We start from the raw sequence: 25,967 nt of genomic DNA, 5'->3' as shown, positions 1-25,967 counted from the left end.
GGCGCGCTCAGCGCGAGGCCACCGTCCAGCCCTTCGGCACGACCACGAGGCACGACCGCTGACGCGCGCGCAGGTCCCGGCAGGCGTCCCGGGCCTGCTCCTCGGAATCCATGCCCAGCAGCCGGGCGCGGTAGACCTTGCCCTCGTGAATCCCGTGCGGGATCACACGCACCTTGATGCCCGCCGGACGCGCCGCGAGCAGCCCCGCCGCGTCGCGCGCGGCTGCCTCCGCCGAGGTCAGGGAACTGAACGCCCCGACCTGAATGCCCCACGTGCCGGGCGTCTCCGGCCCGGTCGCCGCCCCGTCCTGAGCCGCAGCCGGATCCGGACGGGGCGCCGGCACGATCATGGCAGCCGTCGTCGTGGCGTCGCCCTCCCCGCCCACGGGATCGGGCTTCGGCATGACCACGAGCCGTTCGATCACGTCGGTGAGCCCGGTTGTCGGCACCGCCGCGATCTGCGGTTCCGCGATCTTGCCCGGGGGAAGAGCCGGCGGAATCGGCGCCACCCCGGAGGGGAGATCCGGCCGCGCGACAACGCGGATGCGATCGCCGCTGTTCGGGCTGTAGCCAGCCTGCACGATGGTCCGGAAGCCGGAGTCCATCAGCTCCGCCATGTGATCGTCCCGGCTGCGGGCACTACGGCCGCCGAACACGACTCCGATCAGCCGACGGCCGTTCCGCGTCGCGGAGAACGCGATGTTGAACCCGGACGCCCGGATGTAGCCGGTTTTGAGACCGTCTGCGCCGCTGTAGCGCTTCATCAGGTGGTTGTGGGTCCCAATGGTGCGGTTGCCGTAGCGGAACGACTCCGTTCCGAAATAGTGGTAGTAGTGCGGGAAGTGGCGCATCAGCGACAAGGACAGGATCGCCATATCGCGCGCGGTGCTCTTCTGGCCGCTGTTGGGCAAGCCGGAGGCATTGAGGAAGGTCGTGTTCCGCATGCCCAGAGAGCGGGCCTTGGCCGTCATCATGCGCGCGAAGTTGACCTCGGTCGTGCCCACGGCCTCCGCCACGACCGTGGCGATATCGTTCGCTGATCGCGTGACGAGCGCGCGGATGGCATCGCGCACGGCGATGGTCGACCCCGCCGGAAGCCCCAGCTTGGTCGGGGGCTGCCCCGCCGCCCGCGCCGAGACGGGCAACCGCGAATCGAGCGACAGTTTGCCCGTGTCGAGGGCCTCGAACAGCAGGTAAAGAGTCATCATCTTGGTCATCGACGCGGGATACAGCCGCGTGTCGATGTGCCGGGCGTGCACGATCCGCCCGGATGCCGCATCCACGACGATCGAGGCGTAGCGGGCCGACGCCTCTCCAGGCAACATGAACACCAGCATCAGCCCGATCGACAGCGCGGCGCACAGCCGGACGAACGAAGGCCGCAACGGGGATGAAGACGGCGACGAGGACACGGCGGCCTCCTGCGCGACGGGAGCATGCCATGGAGCGCATGCCACGGGACGAAAAGGACGGGACGCAATGCGACACGACAGCGTGAGCACGCGACTGGCGCCCCCGATCCGGGTGTATGGGCACGGGTTCGGCAGCGCTCTGTCCGCTCTCTCCGATCAGCCTTACGACCGACACATAATTTTGAGCGGATTCAAAGAGCAACTGCGCTTACCATAGAAAATCGGTGAGTGGCTGTCCATAGGCGTTTCGTTTTACAGAAAGAATCTCTTTGCGCGAACGGGGCGCTCCGCCCTCCGGATCGAGGATGTACACACGATGGGACGCGGCCATAGAATTTTCAAAATGTTGGGGACGCGAAACTGGCGCGGACTACCGATTGGGGGTGTCGGTCGGTCGACACCGACGCTGGCGCGACGCGGGCCCGCGGGTCGCGTGCTCGCCGCTATAACCTTTGGCGGGATCCTGGGGGCCGTGGCGGCCTGCACCTCGACGGGAGATATATCCAATCCGGTCACCCGCAAACTGACGTGGTTCTCGTTCCTGAACGGCGACGACATCCGCGCGACATGTGGCCCAGGGGCGCCCGACCACCTCCGGCTGGTCCACAACGCCAATTACAGCAAGCGGATTCGGGTCTATGAGATGGTCGCCGCCGATCCATTTCTGAGCGGCGGAGCGCCCGCCGGCGCGGCGCGGCTGCGGACTCGGGTCATCGGCGGGCCGACGAATCAGACGACCTTCGAGTTCAGCAATCCGTCGCGCGTGTTCGCGCCCTGGGCCGGGGAGATCCGGCAAACGACTCTGGCCCCCGCGGACGCCGCCGCCGTTCGCGCCGCCTTGGCTCGCGACGGACTCGGGGCCCCGGCGCCGGCCGGCACGCAACTGCGCTCTCAGGACTACTGGTGGCTCGCGGTCGGCTGTCAGAATGGCGCGGTCGCGTTCCAGGTCTGGGCGCACCCGAACGGAGGCCCGAACGGGGGCTATGACACGCTGACGTTTCCGGCCCTGCTGGCCGCGCGCGACGGCACAGGGATCCCCCTGCGCACACCGGCCGACGAGCCGCGCCACGCGAACCCCGCGGTCATGGACCGCTACGACGCGGCCACGGAGGTGCGATTCCGGCTGGCCGTCGGCACCAACGGGATCAATCCGTAGCCGCAACGCCGGAGCCCCAAGACCGACTCGCCCCCCGGGGCATAGCCTCTCAGGTCGGGCCCGCTCAGTGCGTGGCCGAGTCGCTGTAGCGGGGGCGGACCCGGCCGTCCTTGCCATAGTTGTACTGGCGGCACGTCGGCTCCACCTGCGGGCCGCAGTGGGTGTACTGCACCCACTCATAATGGCCGGCGGCGGCCTCGTAGACCGTCTTGCCCGACGGCGCGGCAACGGTCAGGCTCAGGCGGGTGTCGGCGCCCCGATTCTGCGCCCGGACGCGGAAGTCCTTGGGCAGGGACAGGCTCAAATGGCCGGTGGACGGGTCGCCCAGAGCCACCACATCCTCGGTCTGATAGATCGTGATGATGCCGGCGCGGCCGACCTCCAGGGTCGCGCCGTCCAGACAGGCGCGGACATCACGGGGCCCGTCGGGTCCATTGCATCGCAGGTCCACACGAACCGTGGGGGCCGCAGCCTCGGCCGTCCCGGCGCTCACGACCCCGGCGAAAACCGCCAGAGCGAGGGCCAGGACCAACCCGCCGCCCCATCGCCCGGACATCACCATGATAAATCTCCCATGCATCAGGCGAGGGCGCCCCACACGGGACGCCCGATCATCCCGAAACGGTAGCACGCGATGCGAATGGGAGTCGTTGACAGGCCGCAATCGGTGGTGAGCCGGGGGGAGCCGCGTAGGCTCCCCCGCCCGGTATCGGGTTACGCCAAATCGCGGGCGTCGGTCAGGTGGCCCGTGATGGCGGCGGCCACCGCCATTTCCGGACTCACAAGGTGGGTGCGACCGCCCCGGCCCTGCCGGCCCTCGAAATTGCGGTTGGAGGTGGAGGCACACCGCTCGCCGGGCGCCAGCCGGTCGGCATTCATGGCCAGACACATGGAACAGCCCGGCTCGCGCCACTCGAACCCGGCCTCGGTGAAAATGGCGTCCAGGCCCTCGGCCTCCGCCTGCTCCTTCACCAGCCCGGACCCGGGCACGACCATGGCGCTCACGCTGTCGGCCACCTTACGGCCCTTGGCCAGGGCGGCGGCCGCGCGCAGGTCCTCGATGCGGCCGTTGGTGCAGGAGCCGATGAACACCCGATCCACCGCGATGTCCGTCAGCTTCATGCCGGCGGTCAGGCCCATGTAGGCCAACGCCCGTTCAATGGTCGCGCGCCGGCTCGGATCGCTCTCCGCGGCCGGATCGGGCACGGTGGCGGTGATCGGCAGGACGTTCTCCGGGCTCGTGCCCCAGGTCACCTGCGGCACGATGGTGGTGGCGTCGATCACGACTTCCTTGTCGAAGGTCGCGTCCGGATCGGTCTTGAGCGTCTTCCACCAGGTGACGGCCGCCTCCCAGGCGGCGCCCTTCGGCGCCAGCGGACGGCCCTGCATATAGGCGAACGTGGTCTCGTCCGGCGCGATCAGGCCGGCGCGGGCGCCCGCCTCGATGCTCATGTTGCAGACCGTCATGCGGCCTTCCATCGACAGTGCCTGAATGGCCTCGCCCGCGTACTCGATGACGTAGCCGGTGCCGCCGGCGGTGCCGATGGTGCCGATGATGGCGAGCACGATGTCCTTGGCCGTCACGCCCGGCCCGACCTGCCCGTCGATGCGCACGCGCATGTTCTTGGCCGGCATCTGGCGCAGCGTCTGGGTGGCCAGGACGTGCTCGACCTCCGACGTCCCGATGCCGAACGCCAGCGCGCCAAAGGCGCCATGGGTCGCGGTGTGGGAGTCGCCACAGACGATGGTGGCCCCCGGCAGCGTGAAGCCCTGCTCCGGCCCGACGATGTGCACGATGCCCTGACGGATATCGGTCATCGACAGGTATTCGACGCCGAAGTCGCGGCAGTTATCCTCCAGCGTCTGGACCTGGAGGGCACTTTCGGGGTCGCTGATGCCCTTGCTCCGGTCGGTGGTCGGCACGTTGTGATCCGCCACCGCGAGCGTCGCCTTCGGCACCCGCACGGGGCGACCGGCCAGACGCAGCCCCTCGAAGGCCTGCGGGCTGGTCACCTCATGGACCATGTGACGGTCGATGTAGATCAGGCAGGTGCCATCCTCCTGACGCTCGATCAGGTGACTTGCCCAGATCTTGTCGAACAGCGTACTGGCCATGGCGCGGGGGCTCCTCGGATCAATGGTCTCTAGTGTTTATGAAGTGGGGCAGTCATGCCACGACGCCGCGCACCGGGCAAGACACGGCGGACCCGCAGGTGCCGCCCGGCGGCTGCGAACCGACGGACGGGAACCGACGGGCGCGCACCATGGGGGCCCGAACGCAAACGACCCCGCCAGGCGAACGCCGCCGGGCGGGGTCGAACACAGCCGCAAACGCGGATGCCGCGCGCGCGTTACTCGCCCTTGGCGGCGGTGGCGGCTTCCTTGCGCTCCTTGCTGACCTGCCGCTCGTGCGACAGCGCCTTCTGCGTGGCGGTGCCGTCCTCGACGATGCGGGCCGACCGGCCGCGACGGCCGCGCAGGTAGTACAGCTTCGCGCGCCGGACTTTACCGCGACGAACGACCTCGATCCGGTCGATGGTCGGCGCGTACAGCGGGAACACGCGCTCCACGCCCTCGCCGAAGGAAATCTTGCGCACCGTGAAGGTGCTGTTGAAGGCCGCATTCCGACGGGCGATCACAACGCCCTCGTAGACCTGAATACGGCTGCGGGTGCCCTCGACGACCTTCAGGTGAACCTTGACGGTGTCACCGGGCGCGAACTCGGGCACGCCGCGTGCCTCGAGGGCCTTGTCCATCTGCTCTTTTTCGAGCTGCTCAATGAGGTTCATGATCCGGGATCCTTTCGCATCAATCTTGGTTGGTTTTCATTGGCTACAGGGTTTTGGGGCTAAAAAGCCTGGGTCCCACCGGGACCGTCTCGTTGAGGGGTCCGCGCGCGGGCCCCTCTCATACGCTGGCCTCCGCCCGGAGGAAAGCGGTTTGTTCCGGTGCAGTGGCCCGTTCCGCCCTACTCTTCTCCCGCGACATAGCGCGCCCACAGGTCGGGCCGCCGCTCGCGGGTGACCGCCTCGGCCTGCTCCCGCCGCCACTGGGCGACGCGCCCGTGGTGGCCGGAGATCAAGACCTCCGGCACGGACCGCCCGCTCCACTCCCGGGGTCGGGTGTAGTGCGGGTACTCCAGCAGGCCGTGCTCGAAGCTTTCGTCTTCCAGCGATTCGACCTTGCCGGTCACACCGGGCAGCAGCCGCGCCACCGCGTCCAGCAGCACCAGCGCCGCCGTCTCGCCCCCGGAGAGGACGACATCGCCGACGCTGACCTCGTCCATGGCCCAGGCGTCCAGAACGCGCTGGTCCAGACCCTCGTACCGGCCGCAGACCAGGGTCACCCCCGGCCCCGCCGCCAACTCCCGCACCAGCGGCTGATCGAGCCGCCGCCCACGGGGCGACAGGTAGATCAAACGGCGGCCCTCCGCCGGGTCATGGTTGGCCGCGATGGCGTCGCTGACCACGTCGGGCCGCATGACCATCCCGGCACCGCCGCCGAACGGTGTGTCATCCACGGTGCGGTGACGGTCGCGGGCGTAGTCCCGGATATCCGCCGTCCGCAGCGCCCACACACCATCCGTGAGGGCCTTGCCGGCCAGCGAGAGCCCCAACGGACCCGGAAACATCTCCGGAAACAACGTCAGGACCATCGCCGTCCAGCACGGAGGGGTGTCCTCAGCCATCGGCCGTATCGCCCCCAGAGGGGCTGTCCGGAGGACCGTCCGATCCCTCGCAATCGTCCGGGTCCCCGCCGACCGGTGCCGGATCCAGTAGGCCCGGCAACGGCGCCACGACGAGCCGCGCCCCCTTCAGATCCACCACCGGCACGGCGGAGCGGGTGAAGGGAATCATGATCGCTCGGCCCCCACCGGCGGCATCGGCCGGATCGGCGGACGGGGCCACTTCCAGCATGTCGCCGGCGCCGAAGTCATGGACCGCGCGCACCGTGCCGATGCGCTCCCCGCTCTCGTGCTCCACCGCCAGCCCGACGAGGTCGGCGTGGTAGAACTCCTCCTCGTCCTCCGGCGGCGGCAGCGCCGAGCGGGGGACGTACAGGCGGACACCTTTCAACCCCTCGGCCGTGGTGCGGTCGCGCACCCCGTCCAACTGGACAATGACAACGCCCTTGGCCGAACCGACGACCTTCAGGGCCCACGACCGCGCGCCATCCTCGGTGGACACCGGGCCGTAAGCGCCGACGTCCTCGGGCTCGGCGGTGAAACTCTTCACCCGCACGGCGCCGCGCACGCCATGGACGCCCACGATCACTCCCACGCACACGCGGTCGACCATGCCCGTGTCCCCGTGACGTTCGCCCTGCTCTTACTCGCCGGCCTCGGCCTCGGCGGCAGCCGCCGCTGCGGCTTCAGCCTTTTCGCGAGCCTCGCGCAGACGCTCCTGCGCCTTGGCCTTGGGCTGGTTCTTCTTGGTCTGCTCCGTGCGCGGACGCGGATCCATCAGGCCGGCCTCCGCCAGGAACTTGGCGACGCGGTCGGTCGGCTGGGCGCCGTTGGCGATCCAGTGACGGATGCGCTCTTCCTTCAGGCGGATGCGCTCCTCGTTCTCACGCGGCAGAACCGGGTTGTAGGTGCCCAGCTTCTCGATGAAGCGGCCGTCGCGCGGGGCACGGGAGTCGGCCAGCACGATGCGGTAGAACGGACGCTTCTTGGCACCGCCACGGGCCAGACGAATCTTAAGGGACATGGGACGTGGAACTCCTTGGGGTTTAGGTCTTTGAACCTGTTGTGGGGCTCGCCAACGGCCAAACGCCGCTGGTGTGTCGTTTTAAGGCCGCTGGGTCGCGGGTCAACGCGGGCGCCCCTTGGGCCTCAGATTCATCTCTTGCGGCCCTTCGGCCTCAGATTCATCTCTTGCGGCCCTTCGGCCTCAGATTCATCTCTTGCGGCCCTTCGGCCGCTGGGTCAGCAGGTTTGTCGGCAGGCCGGAGCGCCCGGGCAGACCGGCCGCGCTGCCGAGGCCCGGCGGCAGACCGGCGCCGCCCGCACCGCCGCCCAGGTCGCCACCCAAACCGGGGGGCATTTTGCCGTCGGCGATCTGCTCCGCCAGTTCGGGCGGCAGCTCGCCCTTCTTCGCCATGGCGGCCAGTTCCTTGGGGTCCATGTCACCGAGCCCGGCCATGTCGCCCATGCCGCCGGCCCCGCCGCCGAATAGGCCACCCATGCGTTCGGCCATGCCCTTCATGCCGCCCATTTTCTTCATCTTTTTCATCATCATGGCCATCTGCTGATGCTGTTTCAGCAGCTTGTTGACCTCCGGCACCGTGGTGCCGGCGCCGGCCGCGATACGCTTCTTGCGGGAGGCCTTGATGATCTCCGGATGACGCCGTTCGCGCAGGGTCATCGACAGGATGACCGCCTCCTGACGCTTGATCATCGAATCGTCGATGTTCGCGGCGTCGATCTGCTTCTTCATCTTGGCGACGCCCGGCATGAGGCCGAGCAGGCCCTTGATGTCGCCCATCCGGCGCACCTGCCGGAGCTGGCTGAGCAAGTCCTCCAGGTCGAACTTGCCCTTCTCCATGCGGCGGGCAATCTTCTCCGCCTCGTCCATCTGGATGGACTGGGCGGCCTTTTCGACCAGACTGACGACGTCGCCCATGCCGAGGATGCGGCCGGCGATGCGGTCGGCCTGGAACTCCTCCAGCGCGTCCATCTTCTCGCCCACGCCCATCAGCTTGATGGGGCGGCCGGTGATGGCGCGCATCGACAGGGCGGCACCGCCGCGCGCGTCGCCATCCACGCGCGTCAACACAATGCCGGAGATGCCGACCTTGTCGTTAAACTCGGTCGCGACGGTCACCGCGTCCTGACCGATCATGGCGTCGGTGACGAGCAGCGTTTCGGCCGGGTTGGTCACCTTGCGAACCTCGGCGACCTCCTCCATCAACTCCTCGTCGATGGCGAGCCGGCCGGCGGTGTCCAGAATGACCACGTCGTAGCCACCCTTGCGGCCCTCGTCGAGCGCGCGACGGGCGATCTGGACCGGCTGCTGCCCCATAATGATGGGCAGGGTATCCACCCCAGTCTGTTCGCCCAGCACAGCAAGCTGATGCTGGGCGGCCGGACGCTGCACGTCCAGCGAGGCCATCAGCACCTTCTTGCGCATCGCGCTTTTCAGGCGCAGGCCGATCTTGGCCGAGGTCGTGGTCTTACCCGAGCCCTGGAGGCCGACCATCAGGATCGGCACCGGCGGCGTGGCGTTGAGGTTCAGGGACTCCGCCACCCGGTCACGCTTGCGGGCCTCGGCGTCGTCCTCCTCGTCCTCCACCTGGGACCCGATGCGCCCGGACAGCATCTCGACCAGGGCATCGTGGACGATCTTGATGACCATCTGGCCCGGGGTCACCGACTTGATGACCTCCTGACCGACGGCCCGTTCCTTCACCGTGTTGACGAAGTCTTTGACCACCGGCAGGGCCACGTCCGCCTCCAGCAGCGCGATGCGAACCTCGCGCATGGCGGCGTTGACGTCGTCCTGGGTGATGCTGCCCTTACCGCGCAGCTTTTCCAGGACATCGCCGAGACGACCGGACAGACCTTCGAACATGGGCCAGCGTACCTTTTGCTCGTGCGACCGTGCCCCCGAACGCAAATCTCCACGCAAACACGTATGGCGCCAGTGCGCGAACCCTCGCGGACTGACGGACCGCCCTGGCGGTGGAGATGCGACCGAATGCGGTGCGTGAACGCCCTCGTGCCAGGACCCCGGCCCGAGGGAAGGGTCGCATGTCTACGCGCCTCGGGCCGGTGTGTCAATATCGCCGGGTGGTTTCGGACCGGATCGCCCGCTAAGCGGTGCGGGATTCGGTCGCTAACGGGTCACATCGACGACGACGCGCCCGCGCACCTGCCCGGCCATCAGGCGCTCCGCCGCCGGAATCGCGTCGGCGAGGCCCACCGTCTCCGTCATCGCCTCCAACCGGGCCGGATCCAGATGCGCCGCCAGCAGAGCATAGGCCGCCACGCGCTCCGGCTTCGGCATATAGACGCTGTCGATGCCGCACAGCTTCACGCCACGCAGAATGAACGGCGCCACCGACGACGGCAAATCCATGCCGCCCGCCAGACCGCAGGACGCGACCGGGCTGTACATCTTCATCTGGGACAGCACATTCGCAAGCGTGTGGGTACCGACGGTGTCGATCGCCGCAGCCCAGCGTTCCTTGCCCAAGGGCTTCGCCGGCCCGGCATATTCGGCCCGGTCCATGATCGCCGACGCCCCCAGGCCCTTGAGATAGGCCTCCTCGCTGGTGCGGCCGGTCAGCGCCACCACCTCGAAGCCCTTGCTGGCCAGCAGCGCGATGGCCACGCCGCCGACGCCGCCGCTGGCGCCCGTCACCAGCACCGGCCCCTTGTCGGGTGTCGCGCCCTGGCGCTCCAGCTCCAGCACGGACAGCGCCGCCGTGTAGCCCGCCGTGCCGATGGCCATCGCCTGCGCCGGTGAGAACGCATCGGGCAGCGGCACTAGCCAGTCGCCGGGTACGCGAGCCTTGGCGCCAAGGCCGCCCCACCGGGTTTCGCCCAAGCCCCAGCCGTTCAGCACGACACGGTCGCCGGGCTTGAACGCCGCGTGGCTGCTGTCGGCCACCGTGCCGGCGAAGTCGATGCCGGGGATCATCGGCCAGGACCGCACCACGGGCCCCTTGCCCGTGATGGCCAGGCCATCCTTATAGTTCAGGGTCGAGTGACTGACCGCGACGGTCACGTCGCCCTCAGGCAGGTCCGTCTCGTCCGCCTCCGCAACGGCGGCCTGCGTGGACTTATCCTCGGCGCGGGTCAGGATGATCGCCGTGAACATGGGGCCCTCCTCGTTGTGATTGCGGGGTCGGTGCATCGGATTTTGTACCATTTCGGTTGGCGGCCAATGGGTCAAGCGCCAAGGCCTTCGGTACCCGCATGTCTAGCAAAAGGACAAATGCCGTATCCACGCACCTTTAGGGGATTGCCTCAACCCAAAGAAGAGGGCAGCATAGTTTACCGTTCCACCCGTCACAGCAGGACGAACCTGGGAACCGGGGCGCGCGCCGGTCGGTTCCGACCCGTTGAAACCGAGAGGCCCCGATGGCCAGCGACGTGGAACAGGGTGCGCCAAGGGGTCAAGGGCCGCCGTCCTCTAAGCCTTTTGTCGCAATCGGCCTGATTGCCCTGTGTGTTCTTGGCGTTCTTTGGTGGCAGGTGTTCGATCGCCATGCGGCGCGAACGGCCTCCGCCCTGGAGTCGTGGTTGGACCTGGAGGCGGAAATCGTCGAGAACGCCGCCCGCGCTGCCCGTGAATGGCTTGTGGAGCGCACGACCACAGACGACGTCAGCGTTCGGCAGGCGGAACAGGAGGTGCTGGCCCTGTTCATTGCGCCCATCCGGCTTGGCGAGTTGGGCGACGCCTGGGTCTACAACCAAGACAGCGTCGTCTTCGATGGGAGTTCCGACTTTCCCTCGGAATACGCCGGTCTATCCGTGGAGCAGGTCTTCGCGCGGCAAAAGGAACGTGGGGCCTCGCACTACGAAGAGATCGTGAATGCGGTGAAGAACGCCACCACGGGCACCGCGTGGTACATCTGGTTACCCGAGAAAGGGCGTGAATACACGGCGTGGACGTCTGTGCGGGTCGGAGCGGATACCTGGACCATCGGCCTGTCCACGCCCGAACACGAAATACTGAGCATCTTCGGCGTGGAGCGCACGTTTGAGCGCGAACTCATCATGCTCGGGCTTATCTCCGCGCTGATGATCGGCTTTGTGGTGACCCTGGCCCTGAAACAGCGCGCCGATGCCGAGCGTCTGGCTATCCTGAACGAAAGCAACGCCCGCCTTGAACAGGCGGTGCGCGAGCGGACGGAACGGCTGGAAACGATGAACAGCGAGCTCAAACGGTCGAACGAGGACCTGGAGCAGTTTGCCTACGCCACCTCGCACGACCTCCAGGCGCCGCTGCGCACCATCTCCAACTTCCTCGGTCTCTTGCGGGTGCGGTACGGCGACCGCCTCGACGCCGAGGCCAACGAGTTCATCGCGTACTCAGAAGACGGCGCCAAGCGCCTCAGCCGCCAGATCAGCGGCTTGCTGGATTATTCCCGGACATCGACCAAACGACAAGCGCAGAGGCCGGTGGCCCTGGCCGACATCCTGGCCGACGCGATGGCCAATCTACGCGGGACGATCGAGGAAACAGGCGCGCACATCCTGCTTCCGGATCCGGGACCGACGGTGCTGGTCGACCGGGGCCAGCTTGCCCTTCTGATGCAGAATCTGATCGGCAACGCCATCAAGTATCACCATCCCGATCGATCACCGGACATCCGCATCAACGCGGTACCGGAAGGAACACGGTGGCGGATCGACGTCGCCGACAACGGGATCGGCATCCCGCAGGAATTCCACGACCGCGTCTTCGGCGTGTTTCAAAGGCTGCATGGCCCGGACACCTTCGAAGGCACGGGAATCGGGCTCGCGCTGGTCAAACGGATCGCTGAAAACCACGGCAGCCGGGTGACACTTCGCTCGGACGGACGTTCGGGGTCGGTGTTCAGTTTTTCGCTCGCGGGCGTCGCCGAACCGGCGGACGGCCCCCAGGGCCCGTCCGCGTCACCGGTCCCCTGACCGCCCCCCGGAGAGAACGGTGGAGTCCCGTTGCAGCATGGCCCGTGCCAGCGGCAGGGTAATCGGTCGCCCGCGCGTCCAGGCCAGCGTGTCGAGACGCGCCACCACGGCCCGCGCGGCGGCGAACGACCGCTCCATGCGGCGCGCCAGATAGCGCACCACCTCGGGCGCCACCACCACCTGACGGTCCGCGAACAGCTTCACGAGCACCATTTCCAGCAACGTCTGGTCGGGCGGCGTGATCTGCGCCACCGGAATCGCGGCCAGACGGGACCGCAGATCGGGCAGCGACACGGGCCAGCGGGCCGGCGCCACCTCGGCCGTCAGCAGGACATGGCCGCCGTTCTCCCGCGCCATGTTCAGCAGGTGGAACAGGGCTTTCTCCAACGCCGGATCGAACCGCAGGGCACCGACCGGAAGTTCGACCACCGCCACACGCTGCCCCTCGTCGGTGAACAGACCGGCGATCAGGGCGGCGTCGACCGCCTCCACCGCGCTCGGCTCCAGGATCAAGGCCCCCGTACGCGCCGCCAGGACATGAGCGAGATGCGTCTTGCCCCCGCCCACAGGCCCGACCAGCGCCAGGGCCGGCCCCGACCAGTCGGGCCAACGGTCGATCCAGGCCACCGCCTCGGCATTGCAAGGCGCCACCAGGAAGTCCTCCCGCCCGAGCGCCGGCCGGGTCGGGAAATCGAACACCATTTGCGGCCCAGCCTCGGGATCCCACGCCCCCTCACCGTCCGGCGTGGCGCGGGTCACCGGCGCCGCCTCGTCGTCCCCCGTCATGCCCGCCCCCCGTCCGGCGGCGCGACCCCGCCGGGACGCCGGTTCCGACGCTCCCGCAGCCGATGCCATGCGGTCCAGGCGTAACCGAGACCCGATCCCGTCGTGGTGATCGCCACGACCAGGGCCAGGGCCGGCGTGATGGCATCGCCGAGCCAGGGCAGACGCCACGCCTCCAGCATGGCCACGGCGACCAGCAGGATTTGCGCGGCCGTGTTGAGCTTGGACAGGCGCGAGGGCCGCGGGGCGAAGGCGCCCCACCGCAGGCGCACGATCACCGCGCCAGCCAGGATCGCGAGATCGCGGCCCACCACCAGAATCGCCAAGGCAAGGGGCAGAACCGCCTGCGACCCGAGGACGATGAACGCCCCGGACACCAGCGCTTTGTCCGCCACCGGATCCAGGGCGGCCCCCAGAGCACTGCGCGCGTTCAGGCGCCGCGCGAGCGCCCCATCGAGCGCGTCGGTCACCCCGGCCAGGACGAACAGCGCCACGGCCGGCCCGTACACCCCGTGCGCCACGCACCAGAGCATCGGCGCCACCATGACCAGCCGGCTCAGCGTCAAAAGGTTCGGAATCCAGGCGCGCTTCACTGCGAAACCGGGCCTCCCCCGAACACACCCGACGGCGCCGGACCCGACGACGGATACGGTTGGGCGGCGGGATCAGCGGGCACCGACGGCCCGCCGATCCGGCTGATGATCCAGTAGGCGCCGTGCTCCCGCACCGTCAGACCTTCCGCCTCTAGGGCAGCGTTCACCCGCGCGGCATCGCCCAGCACGGTCAGGGACAACTGCGCCCGATCTCGAGTCATTGCCCGCACCGCATGGTCGCGGATCATGGGCGAGCGCTCCAGGGCCTGTCGAATCGCCACCCAGTCGCCAAAGCCCTCCAGAGTCGCCAGCGCGGTCACCTCGCGCGCGGTGCCGGTCGAAATCATGGTGGCGCCGCGCCAGTCCGACTCCATCCGGCTGGCGATGGCATCGGCGGCCCGAATCAGGAATGCCGCGTCGGACTCGCCAGCCGCCCGGTCGAGCGTGGTGGTGGCCGTGCGCGCCATCGCGCGGGGCGAGCCATAGTTGATCGACAGCGCCAGCGTGTCGGGACCGGTCCGCACCGCCTGCGCGATCAGCGCCTGGGCGCGCCCGTAGCGGTCCAGAACGCGGGCCAGCGCCTCGCTGTCCGGCTCCAGCGCCTCCTCGGCGGTCACGCTGGTGACGTCGCGCAGGTCCCCGGTCGGCACATCGATCGGCATCAGCACGTTTTCGCTGTCCCGCGCCCGCCATGCCGAGAGCCACGGGTTGGTGTCCTCCCACAGCACCGGCGCGCGGTCCGGGCCGGCCTGATACACGGGCAGGACCACCACCGGCTGGGATGCGCTGGCGGCATAGCCGATACCGTTCCGTTGCAGGAGATCCCGCACGGCATCGCCGTCGTAGCGGACGGTGATGCGCGCCCGATAGCTGGTGTTGGTGGTGCGCTCGTCGGCGAGACTGTAGGTCTCCACCATGCGCCGGACGTCATCCGCCGACGGCTGCGGCAGGCGGCCCTGGTCGGCGGGATCGGTGATGCGGCGGAGCATGGCCTGAAACGCCGTCACCTGACCAGCGGCCACCGCCTGCTGACGGGCCTGCGCCGGATCGCCGGCGGTGGCCTCGATCGGAACATCACGGGCGGTGTAGGCCCCGTCCTCCCCAGCCGATTGCGCCAAAGCCGAGACCGCACCCGGCACCACACCAAGCACCGTAACCAGGGCCACCGCCAGCCACAGGCGCACAACGGTGCCCACGACACCCGGCGCCGCTGTTGCATCGGCCTCCGGTTTGGCTATGGTTCCCGGCAGCCTTCCCAGCCACCCCCTGAGCGTTCGCGAGGCCGCCATTTCCACTCCCTTCCCCAGCGACGGCCCCCGTGAGGGGGGCCTGACGTATAAGGCCGCCGGCGTCGATATCGCGGCCGGCGATGCGCTCGTGCAGGCCATCAAACCGTTGGCCCGCAGCACCGTGCGCCCCGGCGCGGACGCCGCGCTCGGCGGCTTCGGCGCGATCTTCGATCTGGCCGGTGCCGGGTTTCGCGATCCCCTGCTGGTCGCCGCGACCGATGGGGTCGGCACCAAGCTGAAGATTGCGATCGACTCCGGGCATCATGATGGCGTTGGCATCGACCTCGTCGCCATGTGCGTCAACGATCTGGTCGTCCAAGGCGCCGAGCCCTTGTTCTTCCTGGATTACTACGCCACGGGGCGGTTGGATGTCGAGACCGCGCGCGCCGTGGTATCGGGGATCGCCGAGGGATGCCGGCAGGCCGGCTGCGCCCTTGTGGGCGGCGAGACCGCCGAAATGCCGGGCCTGTACGGCGGCGGCGACTATGACCTCGCCGGCTTCGCGGTCGGCGCCGTGGAGCGCGACCAGCTTTTGACCGGGGGCGCCGTGGCCGAGGGCGACGTGCTGCTCGGCCTCGCCTCCACCGGGCTGCACTCCAACGGCTACTCGCTCGTCCGGCGCGTCGTGGCCGACCAGGGTCTGGCGTGGGATGCCCCGGCCCCGTTCGCGCCGGAGCAAAGCCTGGGCGCTGCGCTGCTGACGCCGACGCGCATTTATGTCCGCTCGTGCCTAGAGGCGGTGCGCTCCGGCGCCGTGCACGCCTTGGCGCACATCACCGGCGGCGGGTTCATCGAGAACATTCCGCGCGTCCTGCCCGATGGCCTGGCCGCCCGCCTGGACGCCGCCGCCCTGCCCTTGCCGCCGGTGTTCCGCTGGCTCCAGACGGCCGGCGGGATCGCGCCGCTGGAAATGGCGCGCACCTTCAACTGTGGCACCGGCATGGTGGCCGCCGTGGCCGCCGACCGGGTCGACGAAACGGTGGCCCGGCTCGCCACCCACGGGGAGACCGCCCGGATCATCGGCGCGATCACCGCGCGCGAGGACGGGCCGGCGGTCCGCCTGGACGGCCTGGACGAGGCCTGGGCATGACCGTCACGCCGGAGCGGCCGGACACCCGGGTTCCGGTCGGAATCCTGATCTCGGGACGCGGCAGCAATATGATGGCGCTGGCGGAGGCCTGCGCGGACCCCGCCTTTCCCGCGCGCATCGCCCTTGTGCTCAGCAACGACCCCGCCGCCGCCGGCCTCACCTGGGCCGCCGAGAGGGGCCTGCCCACCGCCGTGGTGCCACACCGGGACTACGAGGACCGGGAGGCGTTCGAGAACGCCGTACACGCCCACCTGCGCGACGCCGGGGTGCGGCTGATCTGTCTGGCCGGGTTCATGCGGCTGCTGACGGCCGGCTTCGTCGAACGCTGGACCGACCGCCTGCTGAACATCCACCCGTCGCTGCTGCCCGCGTTCAAGGGCCTGCACACCCACGAGCGCGTGCTGGACGCCGGGATGAAACTGCACGGCTGCACCGTCCACCTGGTGCGGCCCGAGATGGACTCGGGCCCCATCTTGGTGCAGGCCGCCGTGCCCGTGCTGCCGGACGACAGCGCGGAGTCGCTGGCGGCCCGCGTACTGGCGCAGGAACACCGCATCTATCCGCTGGCGCTGCGGCTGATGGCGGAGGAGCGGGTCCGGGTGTCGGGCGAGGCCTGCCACATCCGCGACGGCGCGCCCTCGACCGAGGCGCTGGTCAATCCCGCCCTGTAGTACCGCTCGGCGCTTGACGTCCGTTCATTCTCTGTTTGGCATAAAATGCCCGCACCGCACATCCAATGCGCCCAAGTGTGACTTAGTTACGGATCTCGATCCCGTTTTGGGAGTACCCCCGACGGCAACGGTGGTGCCGGATGTCCGGCGCCCCGTCGCTTCAGCGGGACCGGTGTCGCGATTCCACGTGACAACGGACTGTTTTGACACGGGAGATTTGGATCATGACCAAGAACATGGGGAGCGTTGACCGCGCCTTACGCCTGATCGTGGGCGTGGCGCTCATTGCCGGCGCCTTTCTGACTGATGTCCTCAATCCCTGGGGCTTCATCGGCATCGTTCCGATCGCCACGGCGCTGATCGGCTGGTGCCCGGCGTACCTGCCCTTCGGCATCAAGACCTGCAAGACGAGTTGAGCCACCCCCCGTCCTCTTGATTGACGTTCAGACGCAACGGTCCGGCCCCTCGGCGCGCCCATCGCCGGGGGGCCTTTCCGTTGCGGCCCTCCCTGTGGCAAGCCCCTGCGACGGATGGCAGCCGCGCGATCCGCCCCCATATGACGAGGCAGGACCCACGGCGGTCCCGGTTCGGGTCCGACGGTGCTACCATGTCCGCCGCCCCAAGGACCCGCCCGGATATCAAGAGAGCCCACGCCTGATGACCCCGCTCGAAACCCAGCTTCCCACCTGCGGCCTGCGTCATGTGGACCACTGGGTGTTTGATCTGGACAACACCCTCTACCCGGCCAGTACGGATATCTTTGCCCAGATGGACCGGCGCATGAAACGGTTCATTGCCGACTTCCTGGACCTGCCGGAAGATCAGGCCTTCGTGGTCCAGAAGCAGTACTTCCATAAGTACGGCACCTCGATGCGGGGCCTGATGCTTGAGCACGGCATGGACCCGCATGCCTTCATGGACTACGTCCATGACCTGGACCACTCGGTCATCCCACCCGCGCCCCGACTGGACGCGGCCCTTTCGGCGCTGGAGGGACGCAAGATCGTCTTCACCAATGGATCACTGACGCATGCCATGCAGGTGCTGGACCGGCTGGGCATCACGCGACATTTCGAGGCGGTGTTCGATATCGAGGCCGGGCTGTTCGTGCCCAAGCCGAACCCCGAGACCTACGACGCGATGCTGACGCGCTGCAATCTGGACCCACGCGGCGCCGCCATGGTCGAGGACAGCCTGAAGAACCTCGTGCCGGCCCATGCGCTCGGCATGACCACGATTTTCGTGCGCGATCCGACGCATTGGGGCTTCGACGCCACCGCCGACGTCTCGCACTGCCACCACATCACGGACGACCTGACGGCGTGGCTGGAACACCTTGTCAAGGCCCGGCGGGACACCGAACCCCGTATCGTCGCCGTCTGATCGTCGCCGTCTGTTGGTCGAGGCCAGGCGGCCTGCGGCGGCCGCCCGCCGAATCACGGCGCGACGCGCACCCGATCCCGTCCCGCCTTCTTCGCGGCGTACAAGGCGGCGTCGCACCGGTCCAAGAACTGATCGAGCGTTTCCCCCTGGCACCTTAGCGCCACGCCGAAGCTTGCGGTGATGGTGTGGCCCTCCATGGGCCCCGTGAAGACCATGGCGGCCATACGCCGGCGCAGCCGCTCCGCGACTTCCGTAGCCCGTTCCAGGGTCGCGCCGACGAGGAACACCGCGAACTCCTCGCCGCCCAGACGCACGGGCAGATCGCCCGGCCGCACCGCGTATTGCAGGCACTCTGCCACCGCCTGGAGCACACTATCGCCCTGGCTGTGACCAAAGGTGTCGTTGACGTCCTTGAAGTGGTCGACGTCGATCATCATCAGGGCGATGGCCGCGTGGCCATCGCGGTCATGAATGCCCATCAGGCGGGTGACCGTCTCCTGCATGTAGAATCGCGTAAACAGGTTCGTCAGGGGATCCCGGATGGAGGTTTCGTAGAACCGCTGCCGTTCCATATCGAGCATGCGGTAGACCGTCTCGCGCTCGACCGCGACCTGCAGCGGCGGCACCATCTGCATGATGATGCTTTCCGTCTCCTCGCTCGCCTGCACCGGAACCGCCAGATCGATCACGGCCACGGCCTCGATGCAGCCAGCCCCCGGCGTGACCAGCGGAACGGCGATCGCCGGGCGGCCCCGGTGCGGGTCCTCCAGCGCACAGTACGTGCACACCGCGCCGCGTTCCGCCGCACGCACGATGTGGGCCAGCGGTGCCGGCAGGTCCTCGATCAGGCGCCCGCGAAACCGATTGTCCGGCGACAGGTGCAGGATCGCCCCCTCCCCCGTCCGCGCGAAGAACTCCAGACTGAGCGCGGGCAACAGCTCTTGAGCGATCCCCAGCAGATTGTGGGCAATGTCCTGAAAGTCCCGGTGTAGGATCATCGTCTCCCGGATGCTCTTCATCGCCTGATTCAGGGTCATCAGACGCTTTATGTCGGCGTTGTCCTTCGACAGCAGGAACAGCCCACAGTCCAACTGCCGCAGCCGCTCGATCATGTACGGAACCAGCGGCTCTGGAATGATCGAGCCGTGCTGCGGCGCGATCATGCCGATCGGCTCCGCCTCGATGTTGTTCAGGGCGAACTGAAGGACATCCCGGCTGGGGATATAGTGCTCGTGGAAGGGACGGAGGTTCTCGAAATAGCCGCGGTCCTGGGCGAAGAGCTGGAAGCCCTCGGTAAATCCGCCGAACAGGTCACTGGAAAACAGCACCCGCGTGTGCGTGTCGAATGTGACGAATGCCCCGGGGAAGTGCGCGTAGGGCGTAAAAATAAAGCGCAGGAGCCGCCCCCCCAGATCCAGCTGCCACGCGTTGTCCTCGATCAGCCAAAACGGCAGGGTCAGACCATAGTGCCGCACCAACGTTCGGGCGCGCCAATGACAGACCAGCACGGCATCGGGCCGGCTGACGAGCTGATCGATCAGCGGCAGGGCCCCGGTGATGTCGGGATCCTGGTGATGGCACACGAAGTACCGGATGTTCGAGAACCGGGTGACGGCCTCGATCTTGCGCAGGGTGTGCCGAAACGTGAGCACCGAGCCCGGATCGAACAGCACCGACTGGTCGCCCCGCTCGATCAGGTAGACATGGCACTGGAACGGATCCCCCTCCAGATAATGCCCGACCCACCAGACCCGATCGGCGATCTCGATCGGCTCCGATGGATCCAAAACGGCCGCGCCGGACCTCTGTGTATCCATAGATATGTCCCGAAGGCGGCCCGATACGACGTAGCGGCATGCTTCGGGCCAGCAGGGCGGTCAGGTGATCATTGCCCAGACGATATCATGCGACCGGCTTGCAAAACCAGAACCCGCTGCAATTTCCGCAATCTTAAATAAAATACACGATTGCAAACGGGTGAACCTTAATTTCCGTAACCTTCGCAATATCTCACGGCGTCGGTCTGGATTACAGCCGCCGAGCCCAGGCCGGATTCATCGCCAGAATGCGGGAATACGCGGGGCAATCCTCCCGATGAGCGCCCGGCAGGTATCCCAAACTCATCAGGAACTCGTTGACCACTTCTGGTCCCGTAAATTTAAAACTCTTCCGGAATAGTTTGATCCAGGCATCCAAATCGCGGGGATGGTGGGCGTCGATCCAGGCCGCGAAGCCCCCGTGTGACTCCCGCAACGCCTGAACCCGGCGTGCGTTCTCGATCACAGCGTCAATCTTTAGGCGATTCCGGATGATTCCCGAGTCGGCCAGCAGACGGGCCCGGTCCTCGGCGTCAAACGCCGCCACGCGGTCCACATTGAACCCGGCGAACGCCGCGTTGAGGGCCTCGCGCTTCTTCAGCACCAACAGCCACGACAACCCGGCCTGGAAAATCTCCAGACACAAGCGTTCGAACAGCACCGTCTCGTCCGACGCCGGCACGCCATACTCGGTGTCGTGGTACGGTCCATGGAACGGATGGCCGGGCGCCACGTCGCAATACCAGCTCATCCCCGCGGCTCCCTGGTCCATACACGCCGCACGCAGCCGCCCTCCCCCGCGATCACCGCGCCCCGCCGTGCATCGCGGGGGACCGGAAACCGCGGGGGAGGCGCCGCGCCGATCTTACGCCTGCTCCAGCTCCACCAACGTGCCGGTAAAGTCCTTCGGATGCAGGAACAGCACCGGCTTGCCGTGCGCCCCGATCTTCGGGTTGCCGTCACCGAGCACCCGCTTGCCCTGCCCCTTCAGCACATCGCGAGCGCTCAGGATATCCTCCACCTCATAGCAAACGTGGTGGATGCCGCCGGACGGGTTCTTGTCGAGGAACGCCTGGATCGGCGACTTTTCCCCCAGCGGGTGAAGCAGTTCGATCTTGGTGTTCGGCAGTTCGACGAACACGACCGTCACCCCGTGATCCGGCTGCGGCACTGGGTCGGACACCTTGGCCCCGAGCGTCTCGCGGTAGTCCGCGGCGGCGGCCTCCAGGTCGGGAACGGCGATGGCCACGTGATTCAACTGTCCAATCATGTCCCTTGGTCCTTTCCTTTTTGCGTCTCACCGGACGATGAGGTCCGGTGAGACGCCATGCGCATCACGCGACGCGCACCACATGAATGTCGGTGACGGGCCGCCGGTTCTGGCTGCCCCGGAAAAACCGCCCGACAGCGCGCCGGGTGCGGTCCACCACGGTGTCGTCGTCGTCCAGCGCGCGCCGGTCCAACTGGTTCACCGCCGTCCGAATCTGACGGATGAGCGTATCCAGGTCCTCGCGGTCCTCGTCCGGGTCCAGCAGGCCGCGCGCGGTCACGATGGGCTCGGACACCAGACCGCCCTTGCCATTCAGAACCAGCGTCACCGTGGCCGCGCCGTTGTTCATCATACGGCGGCGGTCGCGAAGGATCTGACTCGACATGGGCACCAGACGCTCGCCGTCCAGACCCAGCAGGCCGGTCTGGGCCTGATCCACCACGCGCGGCGGATCGGCATCCAGGCGCAGCACGTCGCCATCCCCGATCAGGATCGTATGCTCCACGCCGCAGCCTTGCGCCACGCGGGCGTGCTCGCGCAGATGAAGAGATTCACCGTGGACCGGAACGGCCACGCGGGGCCGCACCAGCCGGTACATTTCCTCCACCTCCGGCCGCGACGGGTGGCCCGAGACATGGATGGGGGCATCGCGCGCCGTGATGATCTCGACTCCGGCCTCCGCCAAGCGGTTCTGCATGGTGAAGATGGACCGCTCGTTGCCCGGTATGATCCGGGACGAGAAGATCACGGTGTCGCCCTCACCCAGGCGGACCGAGCGATGGCTGCCGCCCGCGATGCGCGGCAAAGCGGCGCGCGGCTCACCCTGGCTGCCGGTGCAGACGTACAGGACCTTGTCGGCGGGCAGTTCGGCCGCCTCCTCCTCCGACAGGAACGCCGGAAGATCGCCCAGATAGCCGCAGCGGCGCGCGGTGTCGTTCATGCGATACAGCGAGCGCCCGACCAGCACCGCATGCCGGCCGTTCTCGCGCGCGGCCACCGCCACGCTTTCCATTCGTGCGACGTTGGACGCGAAGCAGGCGACGGCGACCTGTCCGGTCGTGTTGCGCCCCACCACCTCGATCAAGGCGGCGCGCACGTCCCCCTCCGACCCGGAATGCTCCTGGGCGAAGATGTTCGTGCTGTCGCCGACCATGGCCAGCACGCCCTCGTCACCCAGACGGCGCAGCGCCTCCTTATCCGCCGCCGCGCCGATCTGCGGCGCGGGATCGAACTTCCAGTCCGCCGTGTGCAGGACATTGCCCGCCGCGGTCCGGATCGCCAGCGCGTTCGGCTCAGGGATCGAATGCGTGGTCCCGATCATCTCGATGTCGAAGGGGCCGACGGAAAAGCGCGAGCCCAAGGGGATCTCGTGCAGCGGCACCTCGTTTTGGAGCCCTTCCTCTTCCAGCTTCACGCGCAGGAACGCGGCCGCGAACGGCGAGGCGTAAACGGGTTTGCGGATCCAGGGCCACAGATACGTGACGGCCCCCAGGTGATCCTCGTGGGCGTGCGTGATGACGATACCGTCCAGAGCGTCCAGCCGGTCTTCGATGAACGCCGGATCCGGCATCATCACATCAATTCCAGGCGTGGTCTCGTTGCCGAACGTAATCCCCAGATCAACCATGAGCCATCGGCCCTGAAACCCGTACAGGTTCAGGTTCATGCCGATTTCTCCGGTCCCGCCAAGGGGCACGAAAACCAGCCCGTCCGGCACGCCAGTGCCGGGCGTATGTGTCATGTTGTCTCCTCTCGTGTTTCGATCCTCAGGTGTGTGCGTGCGCGGCCGCGTTGCGGCGATGAATCTCCAGAAGACCCCTCAGGGTCAGATCGTTGTCCAGATGATGGATGACATCGGTGGCCTCGGTAAAGAGGGATGCAAGCCCGCCGGTCGCCACCACGGTCATAGGGGACCCGAACTCTTCGCATATGCGGGCGCTCAACCCCTCGATCATCGCGACGTATCCCAAATAGATGCCCGAGCGCATGGCCGGCACCGTGGCCTTGCCGATCACCGACTTGGGCCGCCCGATGGCGACCCGGGGAAGCTGTGCCGCCGCCATGTGCAGCGCCTCCAACGACAGATTCACGCCGGGGGCGATGACACCACCGCAGTAGTTTCCGGCCGCGTCCACCACGTCGAAGGTCGTGGCCGTGCCGAAGTCCAGGACGATGAGGGGGCCCCCGTACGACTTATACGCCGCCACGGCGTTGACGAGCCGGTCCGCGCCGACCTCCTCGGGCCGATCCATCAGCACGTCCAGGCCGAGATCGACGTCCGGCTCCCCCACGACCAGCGGCGGCGCGGAAAAATACCGGTGGCAGAGCAGGCGCAGTTCGAACACCGCCGCCGGCACCACCGAGGCGATGATCGCGTCGGTAATCGCCTCCGGACCGAACCCCTTCATCTGCATGAGTTGGGTCAGCCACACACCCATTTCGTCGGCGGTGCGCCCGGACTTGCTAGCGGCGCGCCATTCACAGCGCTTGTCATCACCGTCGTAGACCGCGAACACCGTGTTGGTGTTGCCGCAATCAATGGCCAGCAGCATGGCCTACTCCTCCCTCTCCCCACCGGCGGGGAAAAAGACGTCGCCGGCCAGGATGGTCCGGTCCCGTCCGGTCCCATCCTCCCGCATGCGCAGCGCCCCCTCCGGCGTGAGACCGAGAAAGATCCCACGCACGGTGTCGTCGCCAAGCCGGACCCGCACCGGCTCACCCAGACCGTGGCCAACGCGCAGCCACGCCGCGCGCACGGGCGCGAAGCCCTCGGCCCGCCAACGGACAAGGCCCGCCGCCACATACGTCAGCACGGCCCCCCCCAGCGCCGCCACCACGCCGGGACCGGCCGCGCCGCCCACGCGGCTCAGCGTAGTCGTGGGATATAGGGTCGTGCCGACGTCCGGCGCATGCGCGACGTTGGCCCCCATCCCCAGCACGATCCAGGTCCGGCCACGGAAGTCCGTATGGGACTCGGGCAACAGCCCGGCGATCTTGGCGCCGTCGACCAGCACGTCGTTCGGCCACTTCAGACGCGCCCGGTCGCAGCCCAGATCGGCCAGAGCCCGGACCACCGCCACACCCCCGACGAATCCGATCTCCACCCCGCGACGCGGGCCGCCCGGGCAGGGAATCGCAACGGTCAGGTAGAGATTGCCGGGTGGGCTCAACCAGACCCGGCCATGCCGGCCCCGGCCGCCGGTCTGTTCGCCCGCCTGCACGGCCAGCGCCCCGGCCGGCCACAGCACATCCGCGACCGGAACCCCGGTCCCGCCGTCGGGTGCCGCCAGGGCTTCCCGGGCCTCGATCTGCGTGCTGTCGACCCACTCCCGGGCGATCCGGCGCCAGCCCTCCGGGACCGTGTCCGCCGGCGCGGCGACGGTCGCCGGGGCCGGACCAGCGGTCATCCGGCCACCAGGGCGGCAGCGGCGGTCTCAGCGGTACCGACCACCCAACCGGGCGCCACACAGAAGAACAACACCACGGCCGCGGCCACGCCCATGGTGATGCGCAGAGCCGGTGAGCACACCGGATCCAACCCCTCCAAAGGCTCGTCGAAGTACATAACCTTGACGATGCGCAAGTAATAGAACGCAGACACCACGCTCGCCAGCACGCCCAGGATGGCCAGCCAGATCAAGCCAACCTCCACCGCCGCCATGAAGACGTAGAACTTGGCGAAAAACCCGGCCAGCGGGGGAATGCCGGCCATCGAGAACATGAAGATCCCCATGGCCACCGCCACCAGCGGCCGCGTGCGCCCCAGGCCGGCCAGATCCTTGATGCCCTCGACCGGGCGGCCTTGCTGGCGCATCGCCAGAATGATGGCGAAGGTGCCGACGTTCATGAACAAGTAGATCACCAGATAGACCAGCACGCCGCGCACGCCGTCGGCGGTTCCCGCCGCGAGCCCGACCAGCGCGAAGCCCATGTGGCCGATGGAGCTGTAGGCCATCAGGCGCTTGATATTGTCCTGTGCGATGGCGCCGAACGAGCCCACGATCATCGACAGCAGCGCGATCACCGAAACCACCTGCTGCCAGTCCGCCACCAGGCCCACGAACGGGTCCATCAACAGGCGCAGGAACAGGCATAGGGCCGCCACCTTCGGCGCGACCGCGAACAGCGCGGTCACGGGCGTCGGCGCGCCCTCGTACACGTCCGGGGTCCACATGTGGAACGGCGCGGCGGAGACCTTGAACGACAAACCGGCCATCACGAACACCAGTCCGACCACAACGCCGAGATGCGCGTTGCCCGAGGCGATGGCCTCCTGAATGCCGGGAAAGCTGGTCGTGCCCGCGAAGCCGTACACCAGCGACGCGCCGTACAGCAACAGGCCGGACGCCAACGCGCCCAGCACGAAATACTTCAGGCCCGCCTCCGTCGCGCGCACGTTGTCGCGCTGGATGGTCGCCAGCACGTACAGCGCCAGCGACTGCAATTCGAGACCCAGGTACATGCCGATCAGGTCGTTGGCGGACACCATCAGCATCATGCCGACGACGGACAGGGTCATCAGCACCGGAAACTCGAACCGCTGCACGCCCTCCGTCGCCAGCCAGCGCCGGCCCATCACCAGCGTCACCGCCGCCGCCACCAGGATCAGCAGCTTGGCAAACCGGGTGAAGTCGTTGACCACGAACTGCCCGAAGAAGCCTTCGGCGGCCGTGCCGATCCCCAGCACCTCCAGCACGGCGGCGGCAACCATGGCCGCCACGGCCCCGTGGGTGCACAGGTCGGCGCGGTCCGTCTTGGAGAACACGCCGTACATCAGCAGCCCCATGGCCACCAGGGCCAGGACGATTTCCGGCAGGGCCGGCAGCATCGAGGGCAGGTCGGTCATCGCGTCGGGTCTCCCGCCGGAACGTCGTCCGGCCGT

Annotated in this window: 25 protein-coding genes; 6 read left to right on the top strand and 19 right to left on the bottom strand. The window is 67.9% G+C overall.

The window, feature by feature from the left end:
- Positions 1–7: 7 nt before the first annotated feature.
- Entirely contained in the window at positions 8–1,411 is a 1,404-nt protein-coding gene (locus GGD82_RS06680; protein WP_246163951.1) for a D-alanyl-D-alanine carboxypeptidase, read from the bottom strand.
- A 472-nt stretch (positions 1,412–1,883) separates the two neighbouring features.
- On the opposite strand from GGD82_RS06680, the gene GGD82_RS06675 reads away from it, so the two are divergent.
- On the top strand, positions 1,884–2,567 hold the full coding sequence (locus tag GGD82_RS06675) for a hypothetical protein (protein WP_221240727.1): 684 nt from the start codon (positions 1,884–1,886) through the stop codon (positions 2,565–2,567).
- 64 nt (positions 2,568–2,631) lie between these two features.
- Here the strand turns inward: GGD82_RS06675 and GGD82_RS06670 are convergent, their stop codons facing one another.
- From GGD82_RS06670 to acuI, 8 genes are all read right to left on the bottom strand, one after another.
- Positions 2,632–3,129: a hypothetical protein gene (locus GGD82_RS06670; protein ID WP_150063119.1), complete on the bottom strand. Its 498-nt coding sequence runs from the start codon at positions 3,127–3,129 to the stop codon at positions 2,632–2,634.
- Between the two features lie 152 nt (positions 3,130–3,281).
- Positions 3,282–4,682, bottom strand: a complete 1,401-nt coding sequence (leuC, locus tag GGD82_RS06665; protein ID WP_150063118.1) for a 3-isopropylmalate dehydratase large subunit — start codon at positions 4,680–4,682, stop codon at positions 3,282–3,284.
- A 236-nt stretch (positions 4,683–4,918) separates the two neighbouring features.
- A complete protein-coding gene (rplS, locus tag GGD82_RS06660) occupies positions 4,919–5,356 on the bottom strand; it encodes a 50S ribosomal protein L19 (protein ID WP_150063117.1) in 438 nt (145 codons plus the stop codon).
- A 179-nt stretch (positions 5,357–5,535) separates the two neighbouring features.
- Entirely contained in the window at positions 5,536–6,255 is a 720-nt protein-coding gene (gene trmD, locus GGD82_RS06655; protein ID WP_150063116.1) for a tRNA (guanosine(37)-N1)-methyltransferase TrmD, read from the bottom strand.
- Positions 6,248–6,865 (bottom strand): ribosome maturation factor RimM, encoded by a 618-nt coding sequence (gene rimM / locus GGD82_RS06650; RefSeq protein WP_150063115.1) that lies wholly within the window; start codon positions 6,863–6,865, stop codon positions 6,248–6,250. The genes trmD and rimM overlap by 8 nt, the downstream gene beginning before the upstream one ends.
- Before the next feature lie 30 nt (positions 6,866–6,895).
- Entirely contained in the window at positions 6,896–7,276 is a 381-nt protein-coding gene (gene rpsP, locus GGD82_RS06645; protein WP_150063114.1) for a 30S ribosomal protein S16, read from the bottom strand.
- Between the two features lie 189 nt (positions 7,277–7,465).
- Positions 7,466–9,139 carry a signal recognition particle protein gene (ffh, locus tag GGD82_RS06640; protein WP_150063113.1) on the bottom strand — a complete coding sequence of 558 codons (1,674 nt, stop codon included), beginning with the start codon at positions 9,137–9,139 and terminating at the stop codon, positions 7,466–7,468.
- Between the two features lie 264 nt (positions 9,140–9,403).
- Positions 9,404–10,390 (bottom strand): acrylyl-CoA reductase (NADPH), encoded by a 987-nt coding sequence (acuI, locus tag GGD82_RS06635; RefSeq protein ID WP_150063112.1) that lies wholly within the window; start codon positions 10,388–10,390, stop codon positions 9,404–9,406.
- Positions 10,391–10,653: 263 nt separating this feature from the next.
- Here acuI and GGD82_RS06630 point away from each other — a divergent pair, with 263 nt between their 5' ends.
- Positions 10,654–12,189, top strand: coding sequence for a sensor histidine kinase (locus GGD82_RS06630; RefSeq protein ID WP_150063111.1), 1,536 nt, complete (start codon positions 10,654–10,656; stop codon positions 12,187–12,189).
- Here GGD82_RS06630 and GGD82_RS06625 read toward each other — a convergent pair.
- From GGD82_RS06625 to GGD82_RS06615, 3 genes are read right to left on the bottom strand one after another with little or no spacing between them, the layout of a single operon-like run.
- Entirely contained in the window at positions 12,175–12,975 is an 801-nt protein-coding gene (locus tag GGD82_RS06625) for an HdaA/DnaA family protein (RefSeq protein ID WP_246163950.1), read from the bottom strand. The genes GGD82_RS06630 and GGD82_RS06625 overlap by 15 nt on opposite strands.
- The gene (locus tag GGD82_RS06620; RefSeq protein ID WP_246163949.1) at positions 12,972–13,565 is read right to left on the bottom strand and encodes a CDP-alcohol phosphatidyltransferase family protein; all 594 of its coding nucleotides are present in this window, start codon (positions 13,563–13,565) and stop codon (positions 12,972–12,974) included. The genes GGD82_RS06625 and GGD82_RS06620 overlap by 4 nt, the downstream gene beginning before the upstream one ends.
- A complete protein-coding gene (locus GGD82_RS06615; protein ID WP_170284358.1) occupies positions 13,562–14,761 on the bottom strand; it encodes a DUF2066 domain-containing protein in 1,200 nt (399 codons plus the stop codon). The genes GGD82_RS06620 and GGD82_RS06615 overlap by 4 nt, the downstream gene beginning before the upstream one ends.
- Before the next feature lie 40 nt (positions 14,762–14,801).
- Between GGD82_RS06615 and purM the strand changes: the two genes are divergently transcribed.
- The 4 genes from purM to GGD82_RS06595 all read left to right on the top strand — a co-directional run bounded on the left by purM (position 14,802) and on the right by GGD82_RS06595 (position 17,998).
- A complete protein-coding gene (gene purM, locus GGD82_RS06610; protein ID WP_150063109.1) occupies positions 14,802–15,944 on the top strand; it encodes a phosphoribosylformylglycinamidine cyclo-ligase in 1,143 nt (380 codons plus the stop codon).
- Positions 15,941–16,615, top strand: coding sequence for a phosphoribosylglycinamide formyltransferase (gene purN / locus GGD82_RS06605; RefSeq protein ID WP_150063108.1), 675 nt, complete (start codon positions 15,941–15,943; stop codon positions 16,613–16,615). Before purM ends, purN begins: the two co-directional genes overlap by 4 nt.
- A gap of 224 nt (positions 16,616–16,839) precedes the next feature.
- Entirely contained in the window at positions 16,840–17,031 is a 192-nt protein-coding gene (locus GGD82_RS06600; RefSeq protein WP_150063107.1) for a YgaP family membrane protein, read from the top strand.
- A 241-nt stretch (positions 17,032–17,272) separates the two neighbouring features.
- Positions 17,273–17,998 (top strand): pyrimidine 5'-nucleotidase, encoded by a 726-nt coding sequence (locus GGD82_RS06595; protein ID WP_150063106.1) that lies wholly within the window; start codon positions 17,273–17,275, stop codon positions 17,996–17,998.
- 53 nt (positions 17,999–18,051) lie between these two features.
- On the opposite strand, the gene GGD82_RS06590 is transcribed toward GGD82_RS06595, so the two are convergent.
- The 7 genes from GGD82_RS06590 to nuoN form a co-directional block, all read right to left on the bottom strand.
- A complete protein-coding gene (locus GGD82_RS06590; protein WP_150063105.1) occupies positions 18,052–19,815 on the bottom strand; it encodes an oxygen-binding di-iron domain-containing protein in 1,764 nt (587 codons plus the stop codon).
- A gap of 211 nt (positions 19,816–20,026) precedes the next feature.
- Positions 20,027–20,566 (bottom strand): DNA-3-methyladenine glycosylase I, encoded by a 540-nt coding sequence (locus GGD82_RS06585; RefSeq protein ID WP_150063104.1) that lies wholly within the window; start codon positions 20,564–20,566, stop codon positions 20,027–20,029.
- A 114-nt stretch (positions 20,567–20,680) separates the two neighbouring features.
- Entirely contained in the window at positions 20,681–21,085 is a 405-nt protein-coding gene (mce, locus tag GGD82_RS06580; RefSeq protein ID WP_150063103.1) for a methylmalonyl-CoA epimerase, read from the bottom strand.
- 64 nt (positions 21,086–21,149) lie between these two features.
- Complete coding sequence (locus GGD82_RS06575) at positions 21,150–22,826, bottom strand: ribonuclease J (RefSeq protein ID WP_150063102.1); 1,677 nt, start codon at positions 22,824–22,826, stop codon at positions 21,150–21,152.
- 25 nt (positions 22,827–22,851) lie between these two features.
- Positions 22,852–23,637 (bottom strand): type III pantothenate kinase, encoded by a 786-nt coding sequence (locus tag GGD82_RS06570; RefSeq protein ID WP_150063101.1) that lies wholly within the window; start codon positions 23,635–23,637, stop codon positions 22,852–22,854.
- A gap of 3 nt (positions 23,638–23,640) precedes the next feature.
- Complete coding sequence (locus GGD82_RS06565) at positions 23,641–24,492, bottom strand: biotin--[acetyl-CoA-carboxylase] ligase (protein ID WP_150063100.1); 852 nt, start codon at positions 24,490–24,492, stop codon at positions 23,641–23,643.
- Positions 24,489–25,931, bottom strand: coding sequence for an NADH-quinone oxidoreductase subunit NuoN (nuoN, locus tag GGD82_RS06560; protein WP_150063099.1), 1,443 nt, complete (start codon positions 25,929–25,931; stop codon positions 24,489–24,491). Before nuoN ends, GGD82_RS06565 begins: the two co-directional genes overlap by 4 nt.
- Positions 25,932–25,967: the final 36 nt, after the last annotated feature.

This window comes from Roseospira marina, from assembly GCF_014197855.1.
GTDB classification, from domain to species: Bacteria; Pseudomonadota; Alphaproteobacteria; order Rhodospirillales; family Rhodospirillaceae; genus Rhodospira; species Rhodospira marina.
The sequence above is the reverse complement of the archived record's forward strand: the minus strand, read 5'-3'. Positions and strand labels throughout refer to the sequence as shown.

Excerpts from the sequence above, each read along its gene's own strand:
- GGD82_RS06625 (WP_246163950.1), bottom strand. The coding sequence starts at position 12,975 with ATGACGGGGGACGACGAGGCGGCGCCGGTGACCCGCGCCACGCCGGAC.
- nuoN (WP_150063099.1), bottom strand. The coding sequence starts at position 25,931 with ATGACCGACCTGCCCTCGATGCTGCCGGCCCTGCCGGAAATCGTCCTG.
- GGD82_RS06575 (WP_150063102.1), bottom strand. The coding sequence starts at position 22,826 with ATGACACATACGCCCGGCACTGGCGTGCCGGACGGGCTGGTTTTCGTG.
- rplS (WP_150063117.1), bottom strand. The coding sequence starts at position 5,356 with ATGAACCTCATTGAGCAGCTCGAAAAAGAGCAGATGGACAAGGCCCTC.
- GGD82_RS06600 (WP_150063107.1), top strand. The coding sequence starts at position 16,840 with ATGACCAAGAACATGGGGAGCGTTGACCGCGCCTTACGCCTGATCGTG.
- GGD82_RS06565 (WP_150063100.1), bottom strand. The coding sequence starts at position 24,492 with ATGACCGCTGGTCCGGCCCCGGCGACCGTCGCCGCGCCGGCGGACACG.
- GGD82_RS06630 (WP_150063111.1), top strand. The coding sequence starts at position 10,654 with ATGGCCAGCGACGTGGAACAGGGTGCGCCAAGGGGTCAAGGGCCGCCG.
- trmD (WP_150063116.1), bottom strand. The coding sequence starts at position 6,255 with ATGGCTGAGGACACCCCTCCGTGCTGGACGGCGATGGTCCTGACGTTG.
- GGD82_RS06595 (WP_150063106.1), top strand. The coding sequence starts at position 17,273 with ATGACCCCGCTCGAAACCCAGCTTCCCACCTGCGGCCTGCGTCATGTG.
- rpsP (WP_150063114.1), bottom strand. The coding sequence starts at position 7,276 with ATGTCCCTTAAGATTCGTCTGGCCCGTGGCGGTGCCAAGAAGCGTCCG.
- GGD82_RS06570 (WP_150063101.1), bottom strand. The coding sequence starts at position 23,637 with ATGCTGCTGGCCATTGATTGCGGCAACACCAACACGGTGTTCGCGGTC.
- ffh (WP_150063113.1), bottom strand. The coding sequence starts at position 9,139 with ATGTTCGAAGGTCTGTCCGGTCGTCTCGGCGATGTCCTGGAAAAGCTG.
- purN (WP_150063108.1), top strand. The coding sequence starts at position 15,941 with ATGACCGTCACGCCGGAGCGGCCGGACACCCGGGTTCCGGTCGGAATC.
- purM (WP_150063109.1), top strand. The coding sequence starts at position 14,802 with ATGGTTCCCGGCAGCCTTCCCAGCCACCCCCTGAGCGTTCGCGAGGCC.
- leuC (WP_150063118.1), bottom strand. The coding sequence starts at position 4,682 with ATGGCCAGTACGCTGTTCGACAAGATCTGGGCAAGTCACCTGATCGAG.
- GGD82_RS06590 (WP_150063105.1), bottom strand. The coding sequence starts at position 19,815 with ATGGATACACAGAGGTCCGGCGCGGCCGTTTTGGATCCATCGGAGCCG.
- acuI (WP_150063112.1), bottom strand. The coding sequence starts at position 10,390 with ATGTTCACGGCGATCATCCTGACCCGCGCCGAGGATAAGTCCACGCAG.
- GGD82_RS06670 (WP_150063119.1), bottom strand. The coding sequence starts at position 3,129 with ATGGTGATGTCCGGGCGATGGGGCGGCGGGTTGGTCCTGGCCCTCGCT.
- mce (WP_150063103.1), bottom strand. The coding sequence starts at position 21,085 with ATGATTGGACAGTTGAATCACGTGGCCATCGCCGTTCCCGACCTGGAG.
- rimM (WP_150063115.1), bottom strand. The coding sequence starts at position 6,865 with ATGGTCGACCGCGTGTGCGTGGGAGTGATCGTGGGCGTCCATGGCGTG.
- GGD82_RS06585 (WP_150063104.1), bottom strand. The coding sequence starts at position 20,566 with ATGAGCTGGTATTGCGACGTGGCGCCCGGCCATCCGTTCCATGGACCG.